The following is a 17121-nucleotide window of genomic DNA, read 5'->3' as shown; positions in this document are numbered from 1 at the left end:
GATGATTCTGCCGAGCTCCTCGTTCTCACCCCAACCGCACAAAAACTTCACCGCCATCCCGAGCGCAGCGAGGGCCCCCTACCCTCTCCGCCGCCCCCAACGTTTGCCTCACCTCACCCCTCAGACGTACCATGCTTTTGCCCTGAAAACATCCAAAATTTCCCACACAGGAGCTCGACTCTTTCGCATGTTCAAGCGTTTCGCACTACCGCTGATCCTTATTCTTCTTTCCACCGCCGCTTTCGCCGATGAAGGCATGTGGCTCTACAACGCCTTCCCCGCTGCTAAGGTGAAATCCCGTTACAAGGTCACCGTGACCCAGCCCTTCCTCGATCACCTTCGTCTCTCCAGTGTTCGCATGGGAGCCTCTGCCAGCTTCGTTTCGCCCGACGGCCTCGTCTTTACCAACCACCACGTCGGCGCCGGATGCGTCCACAATCTCTCCACCAATGATCGCGACTACATCAAGAACGGCTTCTATGCTCCCTCCCGCGAGCAGGAGCCACGCTGCCCCGGCATCGAGGTCCAGAATCTTCTCGACATCCGCAACATCACCAGCGAAGTCCATCAGGCCGCCAAGCCCGACATGACCGACGCCCAGGCCGGAGCCGCCCAGCGCGCCACTATGTCGCGCCTTGAGAAGGAGTGCTCCGACCCGGCCCACAATATCCGTTGCGAAACCGTCACGCTCTACTCCGGCGGTCTCTATCACCTCTACAAGTACAAGAAGTACACTGACGTCCGCCTTGTCATGGCACCCGAGTTCGACGCAGCCTTCTTCGGCGGAGATCCAGACAACTTCACCTATCCGCGCTACGACCTCGACATCACCTTCTTCCGCGTGTACGAAAACGGCAAGCCTATCCACGTGGACAACTACTTGCCCTTCACCACCTCCGGCGTAAAGGAAGGCGACCTCGTTTTCATCTCCGGACACCCTGGCTCCACCGGACGTCTTCTCACTCAGGCGCAGCTTGCCTTCCTTCGTGACGTCAGCTATCCGGCGCGCATGAAGCAGCTCAAGCAGACCATCGATACCCTGCTTGCCTTCTCCGCCGAATCTCCCGAGAATGCCCGCGCCGCCGAGCGCGTCCTCTTCGGCGCGCAGAACAGCTACAAAGCCATCACCGGCTACAACTCCGGCCTCACCAATGCCGCCACCATGGCCAAGAAGAAGGCAGAAGAAGAGAAGCTCCGCCAGGCCGTTGCCGCCGACTCTAAACTGAAGCCCTATGCCTCAGCTTGGACCGAGATCGCCGACGCCATGAAGTGGCAACGCGAAAACTTCACTCGCCTTAACTGGCAAAGCGACACCGCCATTCCCGGCATGTTCGCCAACTACGCGCGCACCCTCGTTCGCCTCTCCGACGAGCTTGCCAAGCCGAGCGACCAGCGGCTGCGCGGCTATCAGGACCAGAACATTCCGACCATCGAAACCTCTCTGGCCTCGACCGCTCCGCTGTCGCGCCCGTTGGAAATTCGCCAGGTCACCGTCGCTCTCCAGAATCTTCAGGAGAACCTCGGAGCCGACAACGATTTCGTTAAAACGGTTTTGGCCGGCAAGACTCCAGCCGACCGCGCCGCCGAACTCATAAACGGCTCTCACCTCGACGACCCGAAGTTCCGCAACGAGCTCTATAAAGGCGGCAAGGTCGCCATCAATGCGGCCGCCGACCCCATGATTGTTCTTCTCAAGCAGATCGATTCCGTCACCCGCGCCACCCGCAAGGACCTCGAAGATCACGTGGACTCCGTCGTCCGCCGAAATGGTGCGCTCATCGCCAAAGCGCGCTTCGAACTCTACGGCACCAACGTTGCGCCCGATGCGACGGGCACCCTGCGGCTCAGTTACGGCGCGGTGAAAGGCTACGTTGAGGATGGCAAGAAGATACCCTACTTCACCACCTTCGCCGGAGCCTTCGAGCACGAAGCCGCTCACGGAGCCAAGCCGCCTTACGTTCTCCCCGAGAGCTATCACCGTGCCAAGGACAAGCTCGACCTCAACACTGTCCTCGACACCGTAAACACCGGAGACAGCATCGGCGGAAACTCCGGCTCACCCGTCGTCAACACCAAGGGCCAGATCATTGGCATCCTCTTCGATGGCAACATCCAATCCCTACCTTGGAACTTCCAGTACGAAGAGGAAATCGGACGCAGCGTCATCACCGACTCTCGCGCAGTGATCGAGTCTCTGCGCAAGATCTATAACGCCGCACCGCTCGCCGACGAACTCATCCCCTCCACGAAATAACTGCAACGCCCACCCTGACTCGCGCCGCGAGCTTCAGGGTGGGCAATCCTTCCGTTCCCGCCAAAAGTTTTTAGCCTTTGTCGCCCAAAAAGTCGCATTTTGGCGCTTTTGTGCCACAAGAAAAGATTCAGAAGCACTGGACAGACTTCAATCCTAAATTGATAATTTATCAACAATGAGTACCGGCACGGATTTCAATAAACATTCGCTACGTGCCTGTCTTGACGAAGACCGATACCGATTCGAGCCAAGTGCCTGGCTGCGGCTACGGCAACTGCACATCACCCTCAGCGACGTGTTGCACGTACTGCGCAACGGCTCCGTTGACTTGGTTCCGAGCCTCGAGACTTCCGTTGAGCGGCCCCGTTTTCGCGTTACCGGCAAGACTGCCGACGAGAAGGAACTGACAGTCATCTTCGCTTTTGTAGAATTCGAATGTGTACTGATCCTCAGCATTGCCTGAGCAGTTGAAAGGCAGGAACGAAATGCGTTGTGGATGTGGTGAACAAGCGGATATCTTTCGCGGAGATTATCTATTCGTCGAGAGCGGACTCAACAACGTCACTCTCCACGGAGCTGAGTTGCTCCGCTGCGATTCCTGCGGAAACCTCAGCCCGGTGCTTTCCAAACTCAACAACCTGATGCAGGTAATCGCATCGGCCCTTGTCTTCAAACCCTCGCAACTCACCGGGAAAGAAATTCGCTTCCTTCGCAAACACATCGGATGCACAGGCGAACAGTTCGGCAAGAAACTGGGCCTCACCAAAGAACACGTCTCACGAATCGAAAACGAAAAGTATCCCGTTGGAGCCCAGACTGACAGGCTAATCCGTTTTCTCGCCCTATCCATCAGTTCCGATCTTTCCGTCGAAATGGGGCGACTCATCGAATGTCTCGACACCATCAAGGACGACCCCCATCAGGAACACATTGAAATTAATCTCGCAACAGGTTCTTTCGCCTATGCCGCCGCATAGTCCATTCAACTCTGTTGTGATTCCATGAACGTCATCCGCACTGCTGGTTCTTAGCTTTTACTGATTGCAATCGTTGTTGGTGAATCTTAGAGAAACGTGAAGAATGTCAAAAAGAATATTCGTTGTCGACGATGAAGAAAACATTGCCAACACGCTGGCGATCATCCTTCGCCAGTCAGGCTACATTGCGACTGCCTACCATAACGCAGCCGATGCGCTCGAAGCCTTATCACAGGATTGCCCTGATCTTGTCATCAGCGATGTGTGCATGCCTGGCATGTCCGGAATCGAGATGGCCATCCTCATCCGCCAGCGCTATCCTTCGTGCAAAGTACTTCTATTCTCCGGCAATGCGGTGACCGTCGATCTTCTCAAGAACGTGCGCGAACAAGGATACGATTTTGAGTTGTTGGCCAAACCCGTCCATCCCAAAGATCTTCTCGCCCGAATCGAATAACAGCCGCCCCGCTCCCCTTTGGAGGGAGCTGCAGGTCCGCACCCGACTAACCTCCGGTGCGGGCCTTTTCCATTTCACACGCCAAAATCTCCGCGTCATTCACCACCTGTACAACAAACCCGGGCAGAGGTTAACCAGCAGGTAAATGTACGGACGCACACTCGCCCCAGTAACTCCCACGCACACGACCGCCTCACCATATTGTCGAAAATGGAATGGACTCAAATAAGAGATTAGGAAAGGAAAATGGTGCGCCCGGCGAGATTCGAACTCACGACCTAACGCTTCGGAGGCGTTCGCTCTATCCAGCTGAGCTACGGGCGCACGCGCAGATGTCATTATACCTGAGCAGATGAGTTATGCACGCCCGCTGATTCTGCAGCCCTGCCCCAAGCGCCTGGAACCAAGGATGACACCACCCTCCCGAGCAGGAAACCGTCATACTCTACCTGTGGCCACCACTGCTCAAGACCGCGCTATAAGCAGCTTCGCCGTTTACCTGCGAGTCGAGAAAGGACTCGCCCCGTTGACGATTAAGTCTTACAACGGCGACCTCGCGCTCTGGTCAGAGTTTGTGCGGAAGCGCGAAAAGACAGTACTTTCGGCGCAACGCGAAGACGTCAAAGAGTGGTTGCTGCATCTCCTCGCGCACGGCATGGATGCGCGTTCCAGTGCGCGCAAGCTCTCAGCATTGCGTCAGTTCTATCGCTACCTGCTGCTCGACAAGTTGATCGCGCACGACCCAACGCTCGACATCGACAGCCCCAAGCAATGGAAGGTTCTCCCCAAAGCGCTTTCCGAAGAAGAAGTCACTGCCCTCGTCGAAAGCCCGCGGCAGCGCGAACTTGCCGCAGCACAGTCTCCTCTAGCGAAAGCGCTTGCCATACGAGATCGCGCCATTCTCGAAGTGATGTATGCCGCCGCCATACGCGTGAGTGAAGTCGTGAACGTCCGAGTAGAAGACACAAAACTCGATCTTGGTTATCTCCTCGTGCGCGGCAAGGGAGACAAAGAGCGAATCGTTCCCATAGGCGCTCCGGCACAGGACGCGCTGCGAACCTACCTTCAAAATGCGCGGCCTCTGCTTGCTGGGCGCAAGCACGCGACAGAACTATTCCTGGCGCGAGGCGGACACAAACTCACGCGCGAGCGTATATGGATGATTGTCGATGAAGCATCGAAAGCCGCGGGCCGACATGCATCTCCTCACATGATGCGCCACTCGGCTGCGACACATATGGTTTCGCATGGTGCCGACCTTCGCACAGTGCAGACCGTGCTTGGACATGCCGACATCTCCACGACGCAGGTGTACACGCATGTCGCACTCGATCGTCTGCAGCAGGTGTATGCCGCGCATCATCCACGTGCACGTGCTCGCACCAATCGCAAGGAGCAGAAATGAACGCGGCGGAAACTCCGGCAGCCATCGCGCTCGAAGCCTATTTACGCGCTCTTGCGCAACGTAACGCGTCGACGCACACGATCAAAGCTTATCGAACGGATCTCTCCGAATTCGTACTTTTCGTCGGCCCCGAGGAACTGAAACAACTCGATCACCTTCTCATCCGTGCTTTCCTGTCACAGTTGTATGAGCGTGGCCTGAGCAAATCTTCCGTAGCACGGGCGCTGTCATCCATTCGATCATTTTTTAAGTGGATGGGGCGCGAACGAATGATCGAATCGAATCCTGCCCTGCTCGTCGCAGCCCCAAAGCTACCGAAGAAACTGCCACGGGTTCCGACCATGGAAGAGATGAATGCGGTCCTCGACACTTCAATGCCCGAGGAAGCTTCCTTCCCCGAACGCGACCGGCTGATCCTCGAACTACTCTACGGCTGCGGAATTCGTAATAGCGAGCTCACCGGCATAAACATTGATGATATTCATCTTCGCCAGGGAGTGATTCTCGTCAGAGGCAAAGGCCGCAAGCAACGAATCGTTCCCTTCGGCGACTCCGCACAGATCGCGCTTCGAGACTACCTGCCTCCTCGTGCGCGAGTACTCGAAGAACACCAGCGCACGGGAGAAACCGCTTTGCTCACCAACGTCCGCGGAACACGATTGACGACGCGCAGTGTAGGTCGGATCGTGAAAGCCATCGCGGTCGCGCGCGGACTCCCGCGCGAAGTGCATCCGCACACTCTGCGACACGCTTTTGGCACGCACATGCTCGAGGAAGGTGCCGACTTGCGCGCAATACAGGAGCTTCTTGGTCATGCGCGGCTCTCGACCACCCAACGCTACACACAGCTCACGACAAAACAGGTACTCGACGTGTACGACAAAACGCATCCGCGCGCAAAGTAGTTAGCGACTGATCGGAAATTGTTCTCGTGCAAGTGGACGCGCCAGCAGCACGGGACAAGGCGCATGATCGAGAACAAATCGCGCTACATGCCCGATAGACTTCGGCCCGATGTGCCGCGGCTCCCCGTACTCCGAGCGCGCCCCGATAAGAATTAGATCGGCATTCCATCGCGCCGCAGTGTTGACAATCTCGAGTTCCGGTCGTCCCTGGCGCAGCAATGTCTCAGCATTGCTCACGATCGATTTCCCTATCTCGAGCGTCTCCTGCGCTGAAGCCGTCTCGGCAGCGACCATCTCTTGTGTAATCGGCCCTGGATGCCGGAGGAAACGCTCGCGCACAAGGTCGATCTCATGGCGCGGACCTGTATCGATCACTGTAAGCAGCGCGATCGTCGGCGCCTGGTTTGCAAACAACATCTTTATTGCATCGCTGATCCGTTCGGCGTTCGTTCCATCCAGACACGCGAGAACTCGCATGTTCGCCTCCTGCTACAGCAACAACCAGATTGTGACTGCACCGGCCAACAACATCAGCGGCGTGACTACCACTCCCACTTTGAAGTAATCCAATCCTGACACATCTACATTTCTCTGCCTCAAAATGAGAAGCCATAGGATTGTAGCGAGCGAACCCACGGTTGTCAGGTTCGGACCCAGGTCGCAGCCGAAGATTGTAGCTGCTACAAAACCATTGCGGATAGCAGGTGCGGCGTGCTGCACACTGGCCAGCGAAGAATTCATCACGACGGCCATCGGGACGTTGTTGATGAGATTTGTTCCAAGTGCCGAACCGAATGTTCCTACAACGACTGCTCCCAGAGTTGTGCCTCGCGAGAGATAAAGCAAGTAGCTGCCCAACTTTGCCGTGAGTCCCGTGTCTTCGACGGCGCGAACCACGATGAACATGCCCGCGATGAATCCGAAGATGGACCAGGAGATTGCTTTTGCCGCCTCGACCATGGTCGTGCGCTTCCAGAAGAGCGCGCCCGCAAGCAGCAACAGCGCACCGGATACGGCTACGACCGACAACGGAAATTGAAAAGCCGATGCGACAACGTAAGCCGGTGCAACGAAGGCCAATACCCAGAGCGTGTATCGAAAATATGATTTGTGCTTGACCGCCTTCTCTGATGTAGGGAGGTGCGAGAGTTCGAAGTGACCATGCAGTTGCTTGCGGTACATGAAGTAGAACACACAGTAGTTAATAACGATCACCACAACGCTCGGCAACAACAGCAGGCGCAAGAAAGTTGCAAGACCGAGCGGGTACCGCGACATCACAATGATGTTGATCGGATTGCTGATGGGCAACAGGAAAGAAGCGGTATCCGCAATGAAGGTGCACGCAAACAGATATGGAAGAACCGGCAGTCGCAAACGGGTTGCGAGAACATAGACCACTGGCGTGAGAATGAGCGCCGTTGCGTCGTTGGAGAAGATCATCGTAATGAAAGTTCCGAGCAGGAATACATTCAGGAACAATCGCGATGCGCTCTTCCCAGCCAAGCGTGCTGCCTGAACCGCGAGCCAGTCAAACAGTCCGGCAGCCTCTGCCATTGCGGAGATTCCCATCATCCCCAGAAAAAAGAGAAACGTGTTCCAGTCGCGAACCAGCGTCATCCCCGCATCCGAAGGGCGGATAAGGCCGAGAATGAGTAGGACCGCCGCACCTCCCATCGCGATTCGCGCCTCATTCCAGCGGAAAGGACGAGTCATGATGCCAACGAGTGTGAGGACTCCAACGATGGATGTGAGAAGAGTTCTCCAGAACTCAGGCAGAGGAAAATACAAAAACAAGAGCTTGCCTTTCAGAATCTGACTAGCCTGCTGGCTCGTCCAGGCCTTGTGTTCATGGGAACGAACAGGCTGATGCAGGTTCTTATTTACAAGTGCCGAAAACGCTGTGGCCTGCATTCACAAAAAATCGAATGTGAATGCAGGCCAGAGAACTAAGCGTGAGTCAGTTCGGGCTTCTTCGGCTTGGGATTCTTCTCTTCATCCAAGGCATCCCACATTTCCACGACATGCGATCGAAGCTCTTCAGTCATGCGTTCATACGCCTGCTCGGGCTTTTCGTTCATATCTGGATAGATGGGCTTTCCTACTCGAATGCGTAGAGGATGGAAACCCTGGAAGCCTTTGCCTCGTGGCCAACAAGCATGAAATCCGTATTCTGCAACAGGCACAATAGGAACATTGAGATGCCGCGACAGAATCGCCGCGCCCTTTTTGAACTTCTTCGGAGGTCCTTCGATCGAGCGCTCGCCTTCGGGATACATTACGAGAATCTTCCCGGCGCGCAAACCATAAGCTCCCGCGCGCATTGCCGGAACAAGATTCGAGTCGGGATCGACCGGAATCAGGTGCAGGAACTGCGCAAACTTTCGCATGGAACCCGTGCCGAAAATTTCGCTAGTGCCCACGTAGAAAACATTGTGGAACGCTTTCCACGGGAGCGCCGCTGTAAGGATTGGAGCATCGAGATAGCTGGAGTGGTTCGGGCAAACGATGCACGGACCCTCCGGCAGATTCTCCATGCCCTCGACACGAAGTTTGAAGAGTACGTGTGAGGCCCACTTCACTAACTTGCCAAACAGCCACCAGAAGAAGCCAACGATTGGGCGCTTCTGCGTAATGGCGAGCACCTCGGGATCCGTGGTCTCAACCTCGAAGACCGAACTCCAGCCCGGAGCTTCGCGCGCTTCTTTGCCTGTGTGCGCGAGAACGAGATCGACGAGTTCGCGAACCGTGTACACTTCGCTGGCCGCTGAATCTTCAACTTCTGCGCCAAGGCGTTGCGCGAGATCAACCAGCAACTCGACGCGCTCCATCGAATCGAGCCCTAGATCAAGTTCCAGGCTGTCGTCGGGGTGAATTTCCTTGTTCTGATCTTTTTTGCCTGACTCAGCGATGATGGCCAAAGCTCGCTGCACGTCGGGCGATGCGAGCCATGCGCGGTCGTCATCGGTAAAGGTGCGCTCCTTGGCCGTGATCTCCTCAACCTTGCCGCTGGCGTACATTGCGAGAAGCTTCTTCTCGATTTCGTTGCGACGCAGTTTGCGGGTTGTCGTGCGCGGCAGATCGTCCTGCCAGATGTCGTATGACAGGATGCGCTTCGTTGCGGGCAGCGTAGCCGAGATGCCATCGACGTCATAGCGAATCACTTCGCGAATATTCACGATCTTATGCTCGCGAAGCACTTCGAAGTTAGGCACGATCACACCGTGCAGGCGCTCGCTGAGCGGTTCACCTGGCTTTCGGTTTTCAAGGCCGAGAACGCAGATCTCCTTGATCCACGGTGAACGCAGGTAGTAGCTCTCGATCTCTTCGGGATAAATATTCTTGCCGGAGCTAAGGACGATGACATCCTTGGCGCGTCCCGTGATGAAGTAATTCCCCTTTTCATCCATGTACGCGAGATCGCCGGTGTGGAACCACCCGTCACGAAACACTTCTGCCGTGGCCTCGGGACGCTTGTAGTAACCCTTCATCATGGTCGGGCCTGCCAAGGCGATTTCGCCGACCATCTGTCCGTTCTCATCGATCTTCGTGTCCGCCAGTTTTGCTTTCAGCCCTGGCAACGGGCGTCCAATCGAGCCGATTACGTTGTCATCTGGAGGAGTGCAGAAGCATCCGCTGGTAGTTTCGGTGAGGCCGTAAGCCTGGAGCATCTCGAAGCCGAGCGCGTGAATGTCGCGGCCAATCTGCGCGTCGAAGCGCGAGCCGCCCGTCACAAAGAAGCGAATGTTAGGACCAAGCTGCGCGTGAACTTTCTTGAATAGAACCTTGCCAAGATTGAAGCCGATCTTCTGCGACGCGGAGCTTGCCTTGAGCATGAGACCGAAGACGCGTTCAGCAACGCGACCCTTCTTGGACACTTCGCCAAAGATGCGCTCGTGAATTAGATAGAAGAACTGCGGAACGCAGCAAAAGATCGTGATGCCACGCTCACGTAAAGCGAGCATGAGTTCCTGTGTATTGAGCGAATCGAGGAACACGACCTTGCCGCCGTTGCCGAGAGGAAGGAAGATGTTGACCATCTGCGCGAGCACGTGAAACAGCGGCAAAACGCCAAGCAATCCGTCGGCAGGCGAGAGCGCTATGAACTTGCGCACAATCTCCAACTCAGCCGTAAGATTGCCGTCGGTGAGCATCACTCCCTTGGGATCGCTCGTGGTGCCGGAGGTGTAGATGATGGCCGATACATCGTCGGGTTTCAGTTCGACAGGCTGAAAACCCGGCTCGGATGAGAGCACCATGTCCTGCACAAACGGCAGGCCTTCGCGCGGCGCATCGACCATCGCGAGCTGGATATTGCTGTCCTTCACTGCTTCGATGGCGACCGGGTAGCTGCGCTCATCCACAAAAAGCAGCGAGCTCCCAGAGTCGTCAAGGAGTTTGCGAACCTGGTGCGCGGTGAATGCTGTGTCAAGCGGAACCGCAGTATTTCCGCTGGCGATGATGCCCAGATAGGTCGCGACCCAACTCGGACTATTAAAGGCGAGGATAGCGCAACGCGCACCTCCCGGCATGCCGCCGCCGATTCCATTGCGTACGAGCCACTGCCCTACACCATCTGAAAAATGGCGGAGCTGCTGATATGTGAAGCTCTCGATGGTGTGGCCATCTGCAACGGTGGTGATGGTCGATAAGGAGGACTTTGGCGTTGCTGTGCCGGCTTGCCGCTGAATCTCCACTGCGGGTGCCGTTGGCCAACGCTCCACGGACTCGAGGAAGCAGTTGTAAAACATAAAGATCTCTCTACGACAGGATACAGCCGCGAATGCTCGCCTGCTACAGTGTTTTGCGATAGCCGCAGTGCACCTGTGCATTTGCGGTCGTGCATCGGACATTGTGCCACAGCAAGCGTCTGTGACAAACGCCAGAAGCTCCCTCGCTCTCGCACCTTCAGCTTCCGATTTCAACGGACACCTCGCAGCCAAGGCGCATCCGACAAGAAAAAGGAGCTTGTACCCAATGCAAACCGCACACGAACTGTTCTTGCACGAGCTGAGCGACATGCTGGACGCGGAGCAAAATATTCTGGAAGCCTTATCCGAACAGAGCGATGAGAGCAGCAATTCTTCCCTGGAAGCGGCATTCACGGCTCACCACAAGCAGACAGAAGGGCAGATCGAGCGCCTGCAACAATGTTTTGAGCTGCTCGAAGAAGAGCAGGAAGATACCGAATGCGCCGGCATCAAGGGACTTCGGGAAGAGCACGACAACATGAAAGAAGAAGACCCGTCACCGGACATTCTCGACACATTCAACGTGGCTGCCGCAATTAAGGTGGAACGCTATGAGATCTCAGCATACGAATCGCTAATTCGGCTTGCGGAATCGATGAAGCACACAAAAGTAGCGCGCCTGCTAGCGCAAAACCTGAAAGAAGAAGAACAGACGCTGAAGAAGATGCAGACGCTCGCCGAAAAGGTGAAGCCAGAAAACTTGGGCATGGAGGAAGAAGAAGAGCAGGAAGAAACCCAGGAAGCTTCGAGCTCTCGTGCTCAAGACCACGAACGCCCGGGTCCGCGGATCGTGAAGAAGGGATCGCGAAAGCGGAAGGCTGCTTGATCGGTCACCGCTGAGTTGGAACGGAATCTATTAGCGCCGCTCTAGAAAAGGTGGCGTAAAGATACGGCTGAGGCACAAAAGCGCCTGCGAGGAATGTTTTTTGTGGAATATCTCCTCGCGGGCGATAGAATGTTTCCCCGGGTGAGTTGCTCAAAAAGGAACTCACCCGGCTGATGATGTCTCCATCTCATATGTACTTTTTAGGAGATGTCACTGTTGTATCTATAACTCACAGGAGATCCTGTTCCATGAAGCGTTTTACTATTGTTCTGGCTGCTCTGGCGATGATTATGTCCACCGCTGCGTTCGCTGCTGAAGACGGCGCGGCTATCTATAAGACGAAGTGCGCGATGTGCCATGGCGCGGCGGGCGAAGGCAAGTCGGCTCCGGCCATCAAGGGCAAGGCCAATGTTGCTGACGTCGTCACCAAGGGCGGCTTGGCGAAGGCTCCTCACACCAAGGGTGTTGCCGGTGTGACCGAAGAGCAGGCGAAGGCAATCGCCGCGTTCTTGAAGTAAACTTTCAGGAATTGGAATGAAGAAGCCGATGCCTCCGGGCATCGGCTTTCTATTTGTGCCAAATCACATGCGCGAGGTTGGAGAGCCCTCCGCCAGTTCGCGAAGGCTATCGAAAATGGCGAGTTCGCCGTTGGGGTGCTTCATCGTCTCCTGAAGCGAGAGCGTCACAGAAAAATGTGGCGAGCGCGGACGGAAAGAGACGGCCAGGAACTCAAACTCGCGGCTGGAGACCACGGTTGTCATGCGGCTGGTGATTTCCGGCTCCCACTCCGGTTGGGTCGATATGAACAGAGAAGCCACGGGATGCGTGGGCCACTCGGCGGTATTGCGGGTCCAGCGCCGGGTCAATCCCGTCCAGCGGGTACGTCCAATCTCAACGCTCTGGCGCGGCGGGCAGGTTAGATTAGCTTCGAAAGTCAGTGTTTCCTGACGGCGACGCCATCGCCACAGAGCCCATCGAACCGGCATCTCACGCGGTGCAAATTGTGCGTCCAGCGAGGGCTGGCGGAATCCGCAACCGGACAAACGGAGCCTCGCCCGGAAGTGAGACGGGGTGATCCATTCCACTCCGCTGATCTGGCCATGGGAGATGATGGCAGTCTCAATCCAACGCAAAACACCGACCGCGCGGCGGCGGTTGAGGTGGGTGAAGGCCCAGTACCAGCCAGCTACGATCAGAACACCAAAAGTGATGCTAAGAAGGATGGATTGCCACATGACAACTATCTGGGATGCAGCAAGGCGAGCAGAGAGATGCTATTGCCAAGCGCGAGAGGGCCAGGTTCTCTGATTTTCCTTCCAGGCGGCAATTAAGCCGGCCGTTTTGAATCAGGCGTACTCGAATCGAGGACGAAGAATCGATGCTGGCCACCCGGCTGCACACTGTTGCGTTCAAAGCAGTCCTTGATCCTGCGACGCAGCTCGCGGCTTACGGCGTACTGCTGACCAGGACGGGTCTTGACGAGCATCAGGTAATCAACCTCGTTGCCTGTCATGCGATCGATGCCGGGCACGACCGGGTCAGCGACAATTGCGTCAACAAACCGGGGATCATTGCGGACGTCGGCCCCGACCTGCTGCAGGAGATCTATGATCCGGTCGCTGTTTTCTTTGTAGTCCACCGCGACATGCATCGCGACCTGGGTCCAATCGCGCGTCATGTTGGTGACGGTGGTGATGTTGGAGTTCGGAATCGTGTGCACGGAACCATCCGCATCGCGCAGCACAACTCGGCGCAGAGTCATCATCTCGACCGAGCCCTGGAAGTTTCCGATCTTGACCACATCGCCCACGTCAAACCAGTTCTCGACAAGGATGAAAAATCCGTTCAGGACATCGTGTACCAGTGTTTGCGCCCCAAAGCCGACGGCGACGCCCGCGATCCCAGCGCTGGCCAGCAACGGCTCCACATGAATCCCAAGATCAAACAGTATGGTGACCACGGTGAAGAAAAGGATTGCAGCCAGCCCGACACTGCGGATGATGGATGAAATCGTATGAAGCTGCTGAATGCGAACCGCGGATGTGACCAGATGCGCCTGATTGACACGGGCCAGTCTTCGGCTGACCAGATTCAGGACACGGATGAGTACGATTGCAATGAGAATGGTGACCAGAATCTTCGGCAGCTTGTCGTGGACAAGAATGAAGAGGTCGCCGTACCAATTGTTAAACCGGAAAACTTCGTGCCAGTTGTGCGATAGCTGGGGAGAGTTCACGATTGGCGGATTATAAACATTCTATAATCTGCACGTCTTTCAAAATCTTGAGGTTCGATCTCATGTCTCGCGCCCGAATGCTCATCATTCTTGTCATTTTTGCGTCGTCTATGAGTTTGTCCGTACCCGCCCAGCGCATTCCGTCGCAACAGCCTCCCATTGCACGACCTGGCGAGATCCCCGGTGAGACTCAGCAGGAGCTCGAAATGCATCGAAAGATGCAGAAGCAGCAGCTTTCAAAGCGCGCTTCAGACATGAAACGCGACTCTCAGAAGCTGCTGGACCTGGCGACGGAGCTGAAGGCCTATGTGGACAAAGCGGGTGAGGATGTGCTGTCCTTGGAGGTCGTTCGCAAGGCCGAGGAGATGGAAAAACTGGCGCGACAGATCAAAAACAACATGCGGGCACAGTAGAGGGACTCACCAATCTGGCCTCCGAGCGTGTGGTATGTCATTGAATCTGTGCTCCCCAACGTGGTATAAACCTTCGATTCCCGGTGAGTAGCTGTACGTTGTGGAAAACTTGCCGGAAATTGGAGCGTCTCGCAAGCGGCTCCTGTGACACCCAACGCGGCCAAGCCTCAAATTCCCTTGAAGTGGAAGCGCGTTTCGGGTCAGTCGTGACCGGAAACGTATTTGAGTGTGGCCCCGGCCGCACCGATGTTCTGCGTTCTGCGCACGGCTGAATATGAACTGCAGTTACAACCCGTAACGAGTTTTATTTCGGAGGAAGATATGAATGTGTGGCTCTCGCAGAGCCTGAACTCCCTGGGCCGGATGAGCAAAAAGATTTCGCTTCGTCGCGGCATTTCGCTGGTGGCCCTTACCCTTTTCACTTCCATTGCAGCCCTTGCCGAGCCGGTCGGCGGCGAAGCAGCACTGAGGCTTCCCGACCTGAGCAGCGTGAGTTTCTTCAACGGTGCCATTGATGGGCACAAGCTGCTGCTGATTGGCATTCTGTTCAGCATCTTTGGGCTGTTGTTTGGATTGGCGATCTACACGCACTTGAAGAAGCTGCCGGTTCACCGTGCCATGCTCGAAATCTCGGAGCTGATTTACGAGACCTGCAAGACTTATCTGATCACCCAGGGCAAGTTCATCCTGGTACTCTGGGCCTTCATCGCAGTCATCATCGCGACTTACTTTGGCTGGCTGGCCCCGGTTCCGGGCAAATCGGTTGCGATTACCCTGCCGATCATTCTGGCATTCAGCCTTGTCGGAATCGCCGGCAGCTATGGTGTGGCCTGGTTCGGCATTCGCGTCAACACGTTTGCGAACTCCCGTACGGCATTCGCCGGGCTGCGCGGCAAGCCCTTCCCGGTTTATGACATTCCGCTGAAGGCCGGCATGAGCATCGGCATGATGCTGATCAGCGTCGAGTTGCTGATCATGCTCTGTATTCTGCTGTTCATCCCAGGCGACTACGCTGGTCCTTGCTTCATCGGCTTCGCAATTGGCGAATCGCTCGGCGCGGCGGCTCTGCGTATTGCGGGCGGCATCTTCACGAAGATTGCCGACATCGGCTCCGACCTGATGAAGATCGTCTTCAAGATCAAAGAAGACGACGCTCGCAACCCTGGCGTGATTGCCGACTGCACGGGCGACAACGCGGGCGACTCGGTTGGACCTTCCGCCGACGGCTTCGAGACCTACGGCGTAACCGGCGTGGCGTTGATCACGTTCATCCTGCTGGGTGTTCACGATGCCACAGTTCAGGTTCAGCTGCTGGTCTGGATCTTCGTAATGCGCGTGATGATGCTGGTGGCCAGCGCCGGATCGTACTTCCTGAACAATGCGCTTGCAAAGGCGAAGTACGGCAACAGCGACCACATGGATTTCGAAGCGCCGCTGACCTCACTGGTGTGGCTAACCTCGATCATTTCCATTGTGCTGACATACATCGTCAGCTACCTTATGATCCCCACTCTCGGAGGCGACTCTACCCTGTGGTGGAAATTGGCCTCCATCATCAGCTGCGGAACCCTGGCTGGAGCCGTCATTCCAGAGCTGGTCAAGGTGTTCACCTCGACCTCGAGCGGACATGTGCGCGAGGTGGTGACCTCTTCCCGTGAAGGCGGAGCCTCGCTGAACATCCTCTCCGGTTTCGTGGCCGGAAACTTCTCCGCCTACTGGCTTGGACTCACAATGGTTGGCTTGATGTCGGTTGCCTACTACGTCAGCCTGCACGGACTCGCAAATCTGATGCTGGTACCGGCAGTGTTCGCCTTTGGCCTAGTGGCGTTCGGCTTCCTCGGTATGGGCCCGGTCACGATTGCCGTGGACTCCTACGGCCCGGTAACGGACAACGCTCAGTCGGTGTATGAGCTTTCGCTCATCGAACAGGTTCCTAATGTCGAATCGGAGATTAAATCGAAGTACGGCATTGATGTGAACTTTGAGCGTGCCAAGGACCTGCTGGAAGAGAACGACGGCGCGGGCAATACGTTCAAGGCAACGGCCAAGCCAGTGCTCATCGGAACTGCCGTGGTGGGCGCGACAACGATGATCTTCTCGATCATCATGGGCCTGACAAATGGGCTCACGCAGAATACCGACCGGCTATCGCTGCTGCACGCGCCCTTTGTGCTCGGCCTGATCACTGGCGGAGCCATGATCTATTGGTTCACAGGCGCAGCTACACAGGCGGTTTCCACGGGTGCCTACCGCGCGGTGGAGTTCATCAAGGACAATATCAAGCTCGAAGGCGTGGAAAAGGCCAGCGTCGAGGATTCCAAGAAGGTCGTTGAGATCTGCACGCAGTACGCGCAGAAGGGCATGTTCAACATCTTCCTGGCAGTATTCTTCGCCACGCTCGCATTCGCGTTCATGGAGCCGTTCTTCTTCATCGGGTATCTGTTCTCGATCGCAATCTTCGGCCTGTACCAGGCGATTTTCATGGCGAACGCCGGCGGAGCCTGGGACAACGCAAAGAAGATTGTGGAGACGGAACTAAAGGCCAAAGGCACTCCGCTGCACGACGCAACAGTCGTGGGCGACACGGTTGGCGACCCGTTCAAGGACACTTCTTCGGTGGCCATGAACCCGGTCATCAAGTTCACCACGCTCTTCGGCCTTCTGGCCGTGCAGTTGGCGGTGACCCTTACGGTAAAGAGTTCGATGCTGACGCACGTTCTGGCACTCGGATTCCTTTTCGTTTCGGCGCTGTTCGTCTGGATGAGCTTCTACAAAATGCGCATCGTTCGTTCGGGCGAGTAGATTCGCTCATTGCGATAGAATCGGGTTCCCTGCTCGGCAGGGGACCCTTTCTTTTTTGAATGTGTTTTAAAACTAGTTACCAACACTGCCGATGT

15 protein-coding genes and 1 tRNA gene are annotated in these 17121 nt (G+C 56.1%); 10 read left to right on the top strand and 6 right to left on the bottom strand.

The window, feature by feature from the left end; all coding sequences use genetic code 11:
* Positions 1-187 precede the first annotated feature (187 nt).
* From AC6IY8_RS03790 to AC6IY8_RS03775, 4 genes are all read left to right on the top strand, one after another.
* On the top strand, positions 188-2254 hold the full coding sequence (locus tag AC6IY8_RS03790; protein ID WP_497777364.1) for a S46 family peptidase: 2067 nt from the start codon (positions 188-190) through the stop codon (positions 2252-2254).
* 175 nt (positions 2255-2429) lie between these two features.
* On the top strand, positions 2430-2717 hold the full coding sequence (locus AC6IY8_RS03785) for a hypothetical protein (protein ID WP_497777363.1): 288 nt from the start codon (positions 2430-2432) through the stop codon (positions 2715-2717).
* A 22-nt stretch (positions 2718-2739) separates the two neighbouring features.
* On the top strand, positions 2740-3231 hold the full coding sequence (locus tag AC6IY8_RS03780) for a hypothetical protein (protein WP_497777362.1): 492 nt from the start codon (positions 2740-2742) through the stop codon (positions 3229-3231).
* 103 nt (positions 3232-3334) lie between these two features.
* Positions 3335-3688 (top strand): response regulator, encoded by a 354-nt coding sequence (locus AC6IY8_RS03775; protein ID WP_497777361.1) that lies wholly within the window; start codon positions 3335-3337, stop codon positions 3686-3688.
* A 247-nt stretch (positions 3689-3935) separates the two neighbouring features.
* Here the strand turns inward: AC6IY8_RS03775 and AC6IY8_RS03770 are convergent.
* Positions 3936-4012 (bottom strand) — tRNA-Arg (locus tag AC6IY8_RS03770).
* A gap of 85 nt (positions 4013-4097) precedes the next feature.
* Here AC6IY8_RS03770 and AC6IY8_RS03765 point away from each other — a divergent pair.
* Together AC6IY8_RS03765 and xerA are read left to right on the top strand one after the other, a co-directional pair.
* Entirely contained in the window at positions 4098-5093 is a 996-nt protein-coding gene (locus tag AC6IY8_RS03765) for a tyrosine recombinase (protein WP_497777360.1), read from the top strand.
* Positions 5090-5998, top strand: coding sequence for a site-specific tyrosine recombinase/integron integrase (xerA, locus tag AC6IY8_RS03760; protein ID WP_497777359.1), 909 nt, complete (start codon positions 5090-5092; stop codon positions 5996-5998). Before AC6IY8_RS03765 ends, xerA begins: the two co-directional genes overlap by 4 nt.
* On the opposite strand, the gene AC6IY8_RS03755 is transcribed toward xerA, so the two are convergent.
* Genes AC6IY8_RS03755 through AC6IY8_RS03745 form a run of 3 tightly spaced genes read right to left on the bottom strand, consistent with a single transcriptional unit; the run spans position 5999 to position 10749 of the window.
* On the bottom strand, positions 5999-6475 hold the full coding sequence (locus tag AC6IY8_RS03755) for a universal stress protein (protein ID WP_497777358.1): 477 nt from the start codon (positions 6473-6475) through the stop codon (positions 5999-6001). It abuts the gene before it with no gap.
* 12 nt (positions 6476-6487) lie between these two features.
* Positions 6488-7912 (bottom strand): ArsB/NhaD family transporter, encoded by a 1425-nt coding sequence (locus AC6IY8_RS03750; protein ID WP_497777357.1) that lies wholly within the window; start codon positions 7910-7912, stop codon positions 6488-6490.
* Between the two features lie 35 nt (positions 7913-7947).
* Entirely contained in the window at positions 7948-10749 is a 2802-nt protein-coding gene (locus AC6IY8_RS03745; protein ID WP_497777356.1) for an AMP-binding protein, read from the bottom strand.
* 226 nt (positions 10750-10975) lie between these two features.
* Between AC6IY8_RS03745 and AC6IY8_RS03740 the strand changes: the two genes are divergently transcribed.
* A complete protein-coding gene (locus AC6IY8_RS03740) occupies positions 10976-11575 on the top strand; it encodes a YciE/YciF ferroxidase family protein (protein WP_497777355.1) in 600 nt (199 codons plus the stop codon).
* Between the two features lie 248 nt (positions 11576-11823).
* Positions 11824-12093, top strand: a complete 270-nt coding sequence (locus tag AC6IY8_RS03735; RefSeq protein ID WP_497777354.1) for a c-type cytochrome — start codon at positions 11824-11826, stop codon at positions 12091-12093.
* 63 nt (positions 12094-12156) lie between these two features.
* Here the strand turns inward: AC6IY8_RS03735 and AC6IY8_RS03730 are convergent, their stop codons facing one another.
* Positions 12157-12810 carry a hypothetical protein gene (locus AC6IY8_RS03730; protein WP_497777353.1) on the bottom strand — a complete coding sequence of 218 codons (654 nt, stop codon included), beginning with the start codon at positions 12808-12810 and terminating at the stop codon, positions 12157-12159.
* A gap of 92 nt (positions 12811-12902) precedes the next feature.
* The gene (locus tag AC6IY8_RS03725; RefSeq protein ID WP_497777352.1) at positions 12903-13811 is read right to left on the bottom strand and encodes a mechanosensitive ion channel family protein; all 909 of its coding nucleotides are present in this window, start codon (positions 13809-13811) and stop codon (positions 12903-12905) included.
* Positions 13812-13873: 62 nt separating this feature from the next.
* On the opposite strand from AC6IY8_RS03725, the gene AC6IY8_RS03720 reads away from it, so the two are divergent.
* Entirely contained in the window at positions 13874-14224 is a 351-nt protein-coding gene (locus AC6IY8_RS03720) for a hypothetical protein (RefSeq protein ID WP_497777351.1), read from the top strand.
* A 321-nt stretch (positions 14225-14545) separates the two neighbouring features.
* Positions 14546-17026: a sodium-translocating pyrophosphatase gene (locus AC6IY8_RS03715; RefSeq protein WP_497777350.1), complete on the top strand. Its 2481-nt coding sequence runs from the start codon at positions 14546-14548 to the stop codon at positions 17024-17026.
* Positions 17027-17121 lie beyond the last annotated feature (95 nt).

The sequence above is a fragment of the Koromonas soli genome, assembly GCF_059726265.1.
The sequence above is the reverse complement of the archived record's forward strand: the minus strand, read 5'-3'. Positions and strand labels throughout refer to the sequence as shown.

Bases quoted from the DNA above. Each gene is read 5' to 3' on its own strand.
- AC6IY8_RS03715 (WP_497777350.1), top strand. From the start codon at position 14,546: ATGAATGTGTGGCTCTCGCAGAGCCTGAACTCCCTGGGCCGGATGAGC.
- AC6IY8_RS03765 (WP_497777360.1), top strand. From the start codon at position 4,098: ATGACACCACCCTCCCGAGCAGGAAACCGTCATACTCTACCTGTGGCC.
- AC6IY8_RS03730 (WP_497777353.1), bottom strand. From the start codon at position 12,810: ATGTGGCAATCCATCCTTCTTAGCATCACTTTTGGTGTTCTGATCGTA.
- AC6IY8_RS03790 (WP_497777364.1), top strand. From the start codon at position 188: ATGTTCAAGCGTTTCGCACTACCGCTGATCCTTATTCTTCTTTCCACC.
- AC6IY8_RS03785 (WP_497777363.1), top strand. From the start codon at position 2,430: ATGAGTACCGGCACGGATTTCAATAAACATTCGCTACGTGCCTGTCTT.
- AC6IY8_RS03735 (WP_497777354.1), top strand. From the start codon at position 11,824: ATGAAGCGTTTTACTATTGTTCTGGCTGCTCTGGCGATGATTATGTCC.
- AC6IY8_RS03750 (WP_497777357.1), bottom strand. From the start codon at position 7,912: ATGCAGGCCACAGCGTTTTCGGCACTTGTAAATAAGAACCTGCATCAG.
- xerA (WP_497777359.1), top strand. From the start codon at position 5,090: ATGAACGCGGCGGAAACTCCGGCAGCCATCGCGCTCGAAGCCTATTTA.
- AC6IY8_RS03720 (WP_497777351.1), top strand. From the start codon at position 13,874: ATGTCTCGCGCCCGAATGCTCATCATTCTTGTCATTTTTGCGTCGTCT.
- AC6IY8_RS03755 (WP_497777358.1), bottom strand. From the start codon at position 6,475: ATGCGAGTTCTCGCGTGTCTGGATGGAACGAACGCCGAACGGATCAGC.
- AC6IY8_RS03780 (WP_497777362.1), top strand. From the start codon at position 2,740: ATGCGTTGTGGATGTGGTGAACAAGCGGATATCTTTCGCGGAGATTAT.
- AC6IY8_RS03740 (WP_497777355.1), top strand. From the start codon at position 10,976: ATGCAAACCGCACACGAACTGTTCTTGCACGAGCTGAGCGACATGCTG.
- AC6IY8_RS03745 (WP_497777356.1), bottom strand. From the start codon at position 10,749: ATGTTTTACAACTGCTTCCTCGAGTCCGTGGAGCGTTGGCCAACGGCA.
- AC6IY8_RS03775 (WP_497777361.1), top strand. From the start codon at position 3,335: ATGTCAAAAAGAATATTCGTTGTCGACGATGAAGAAAACATTGCCAAC.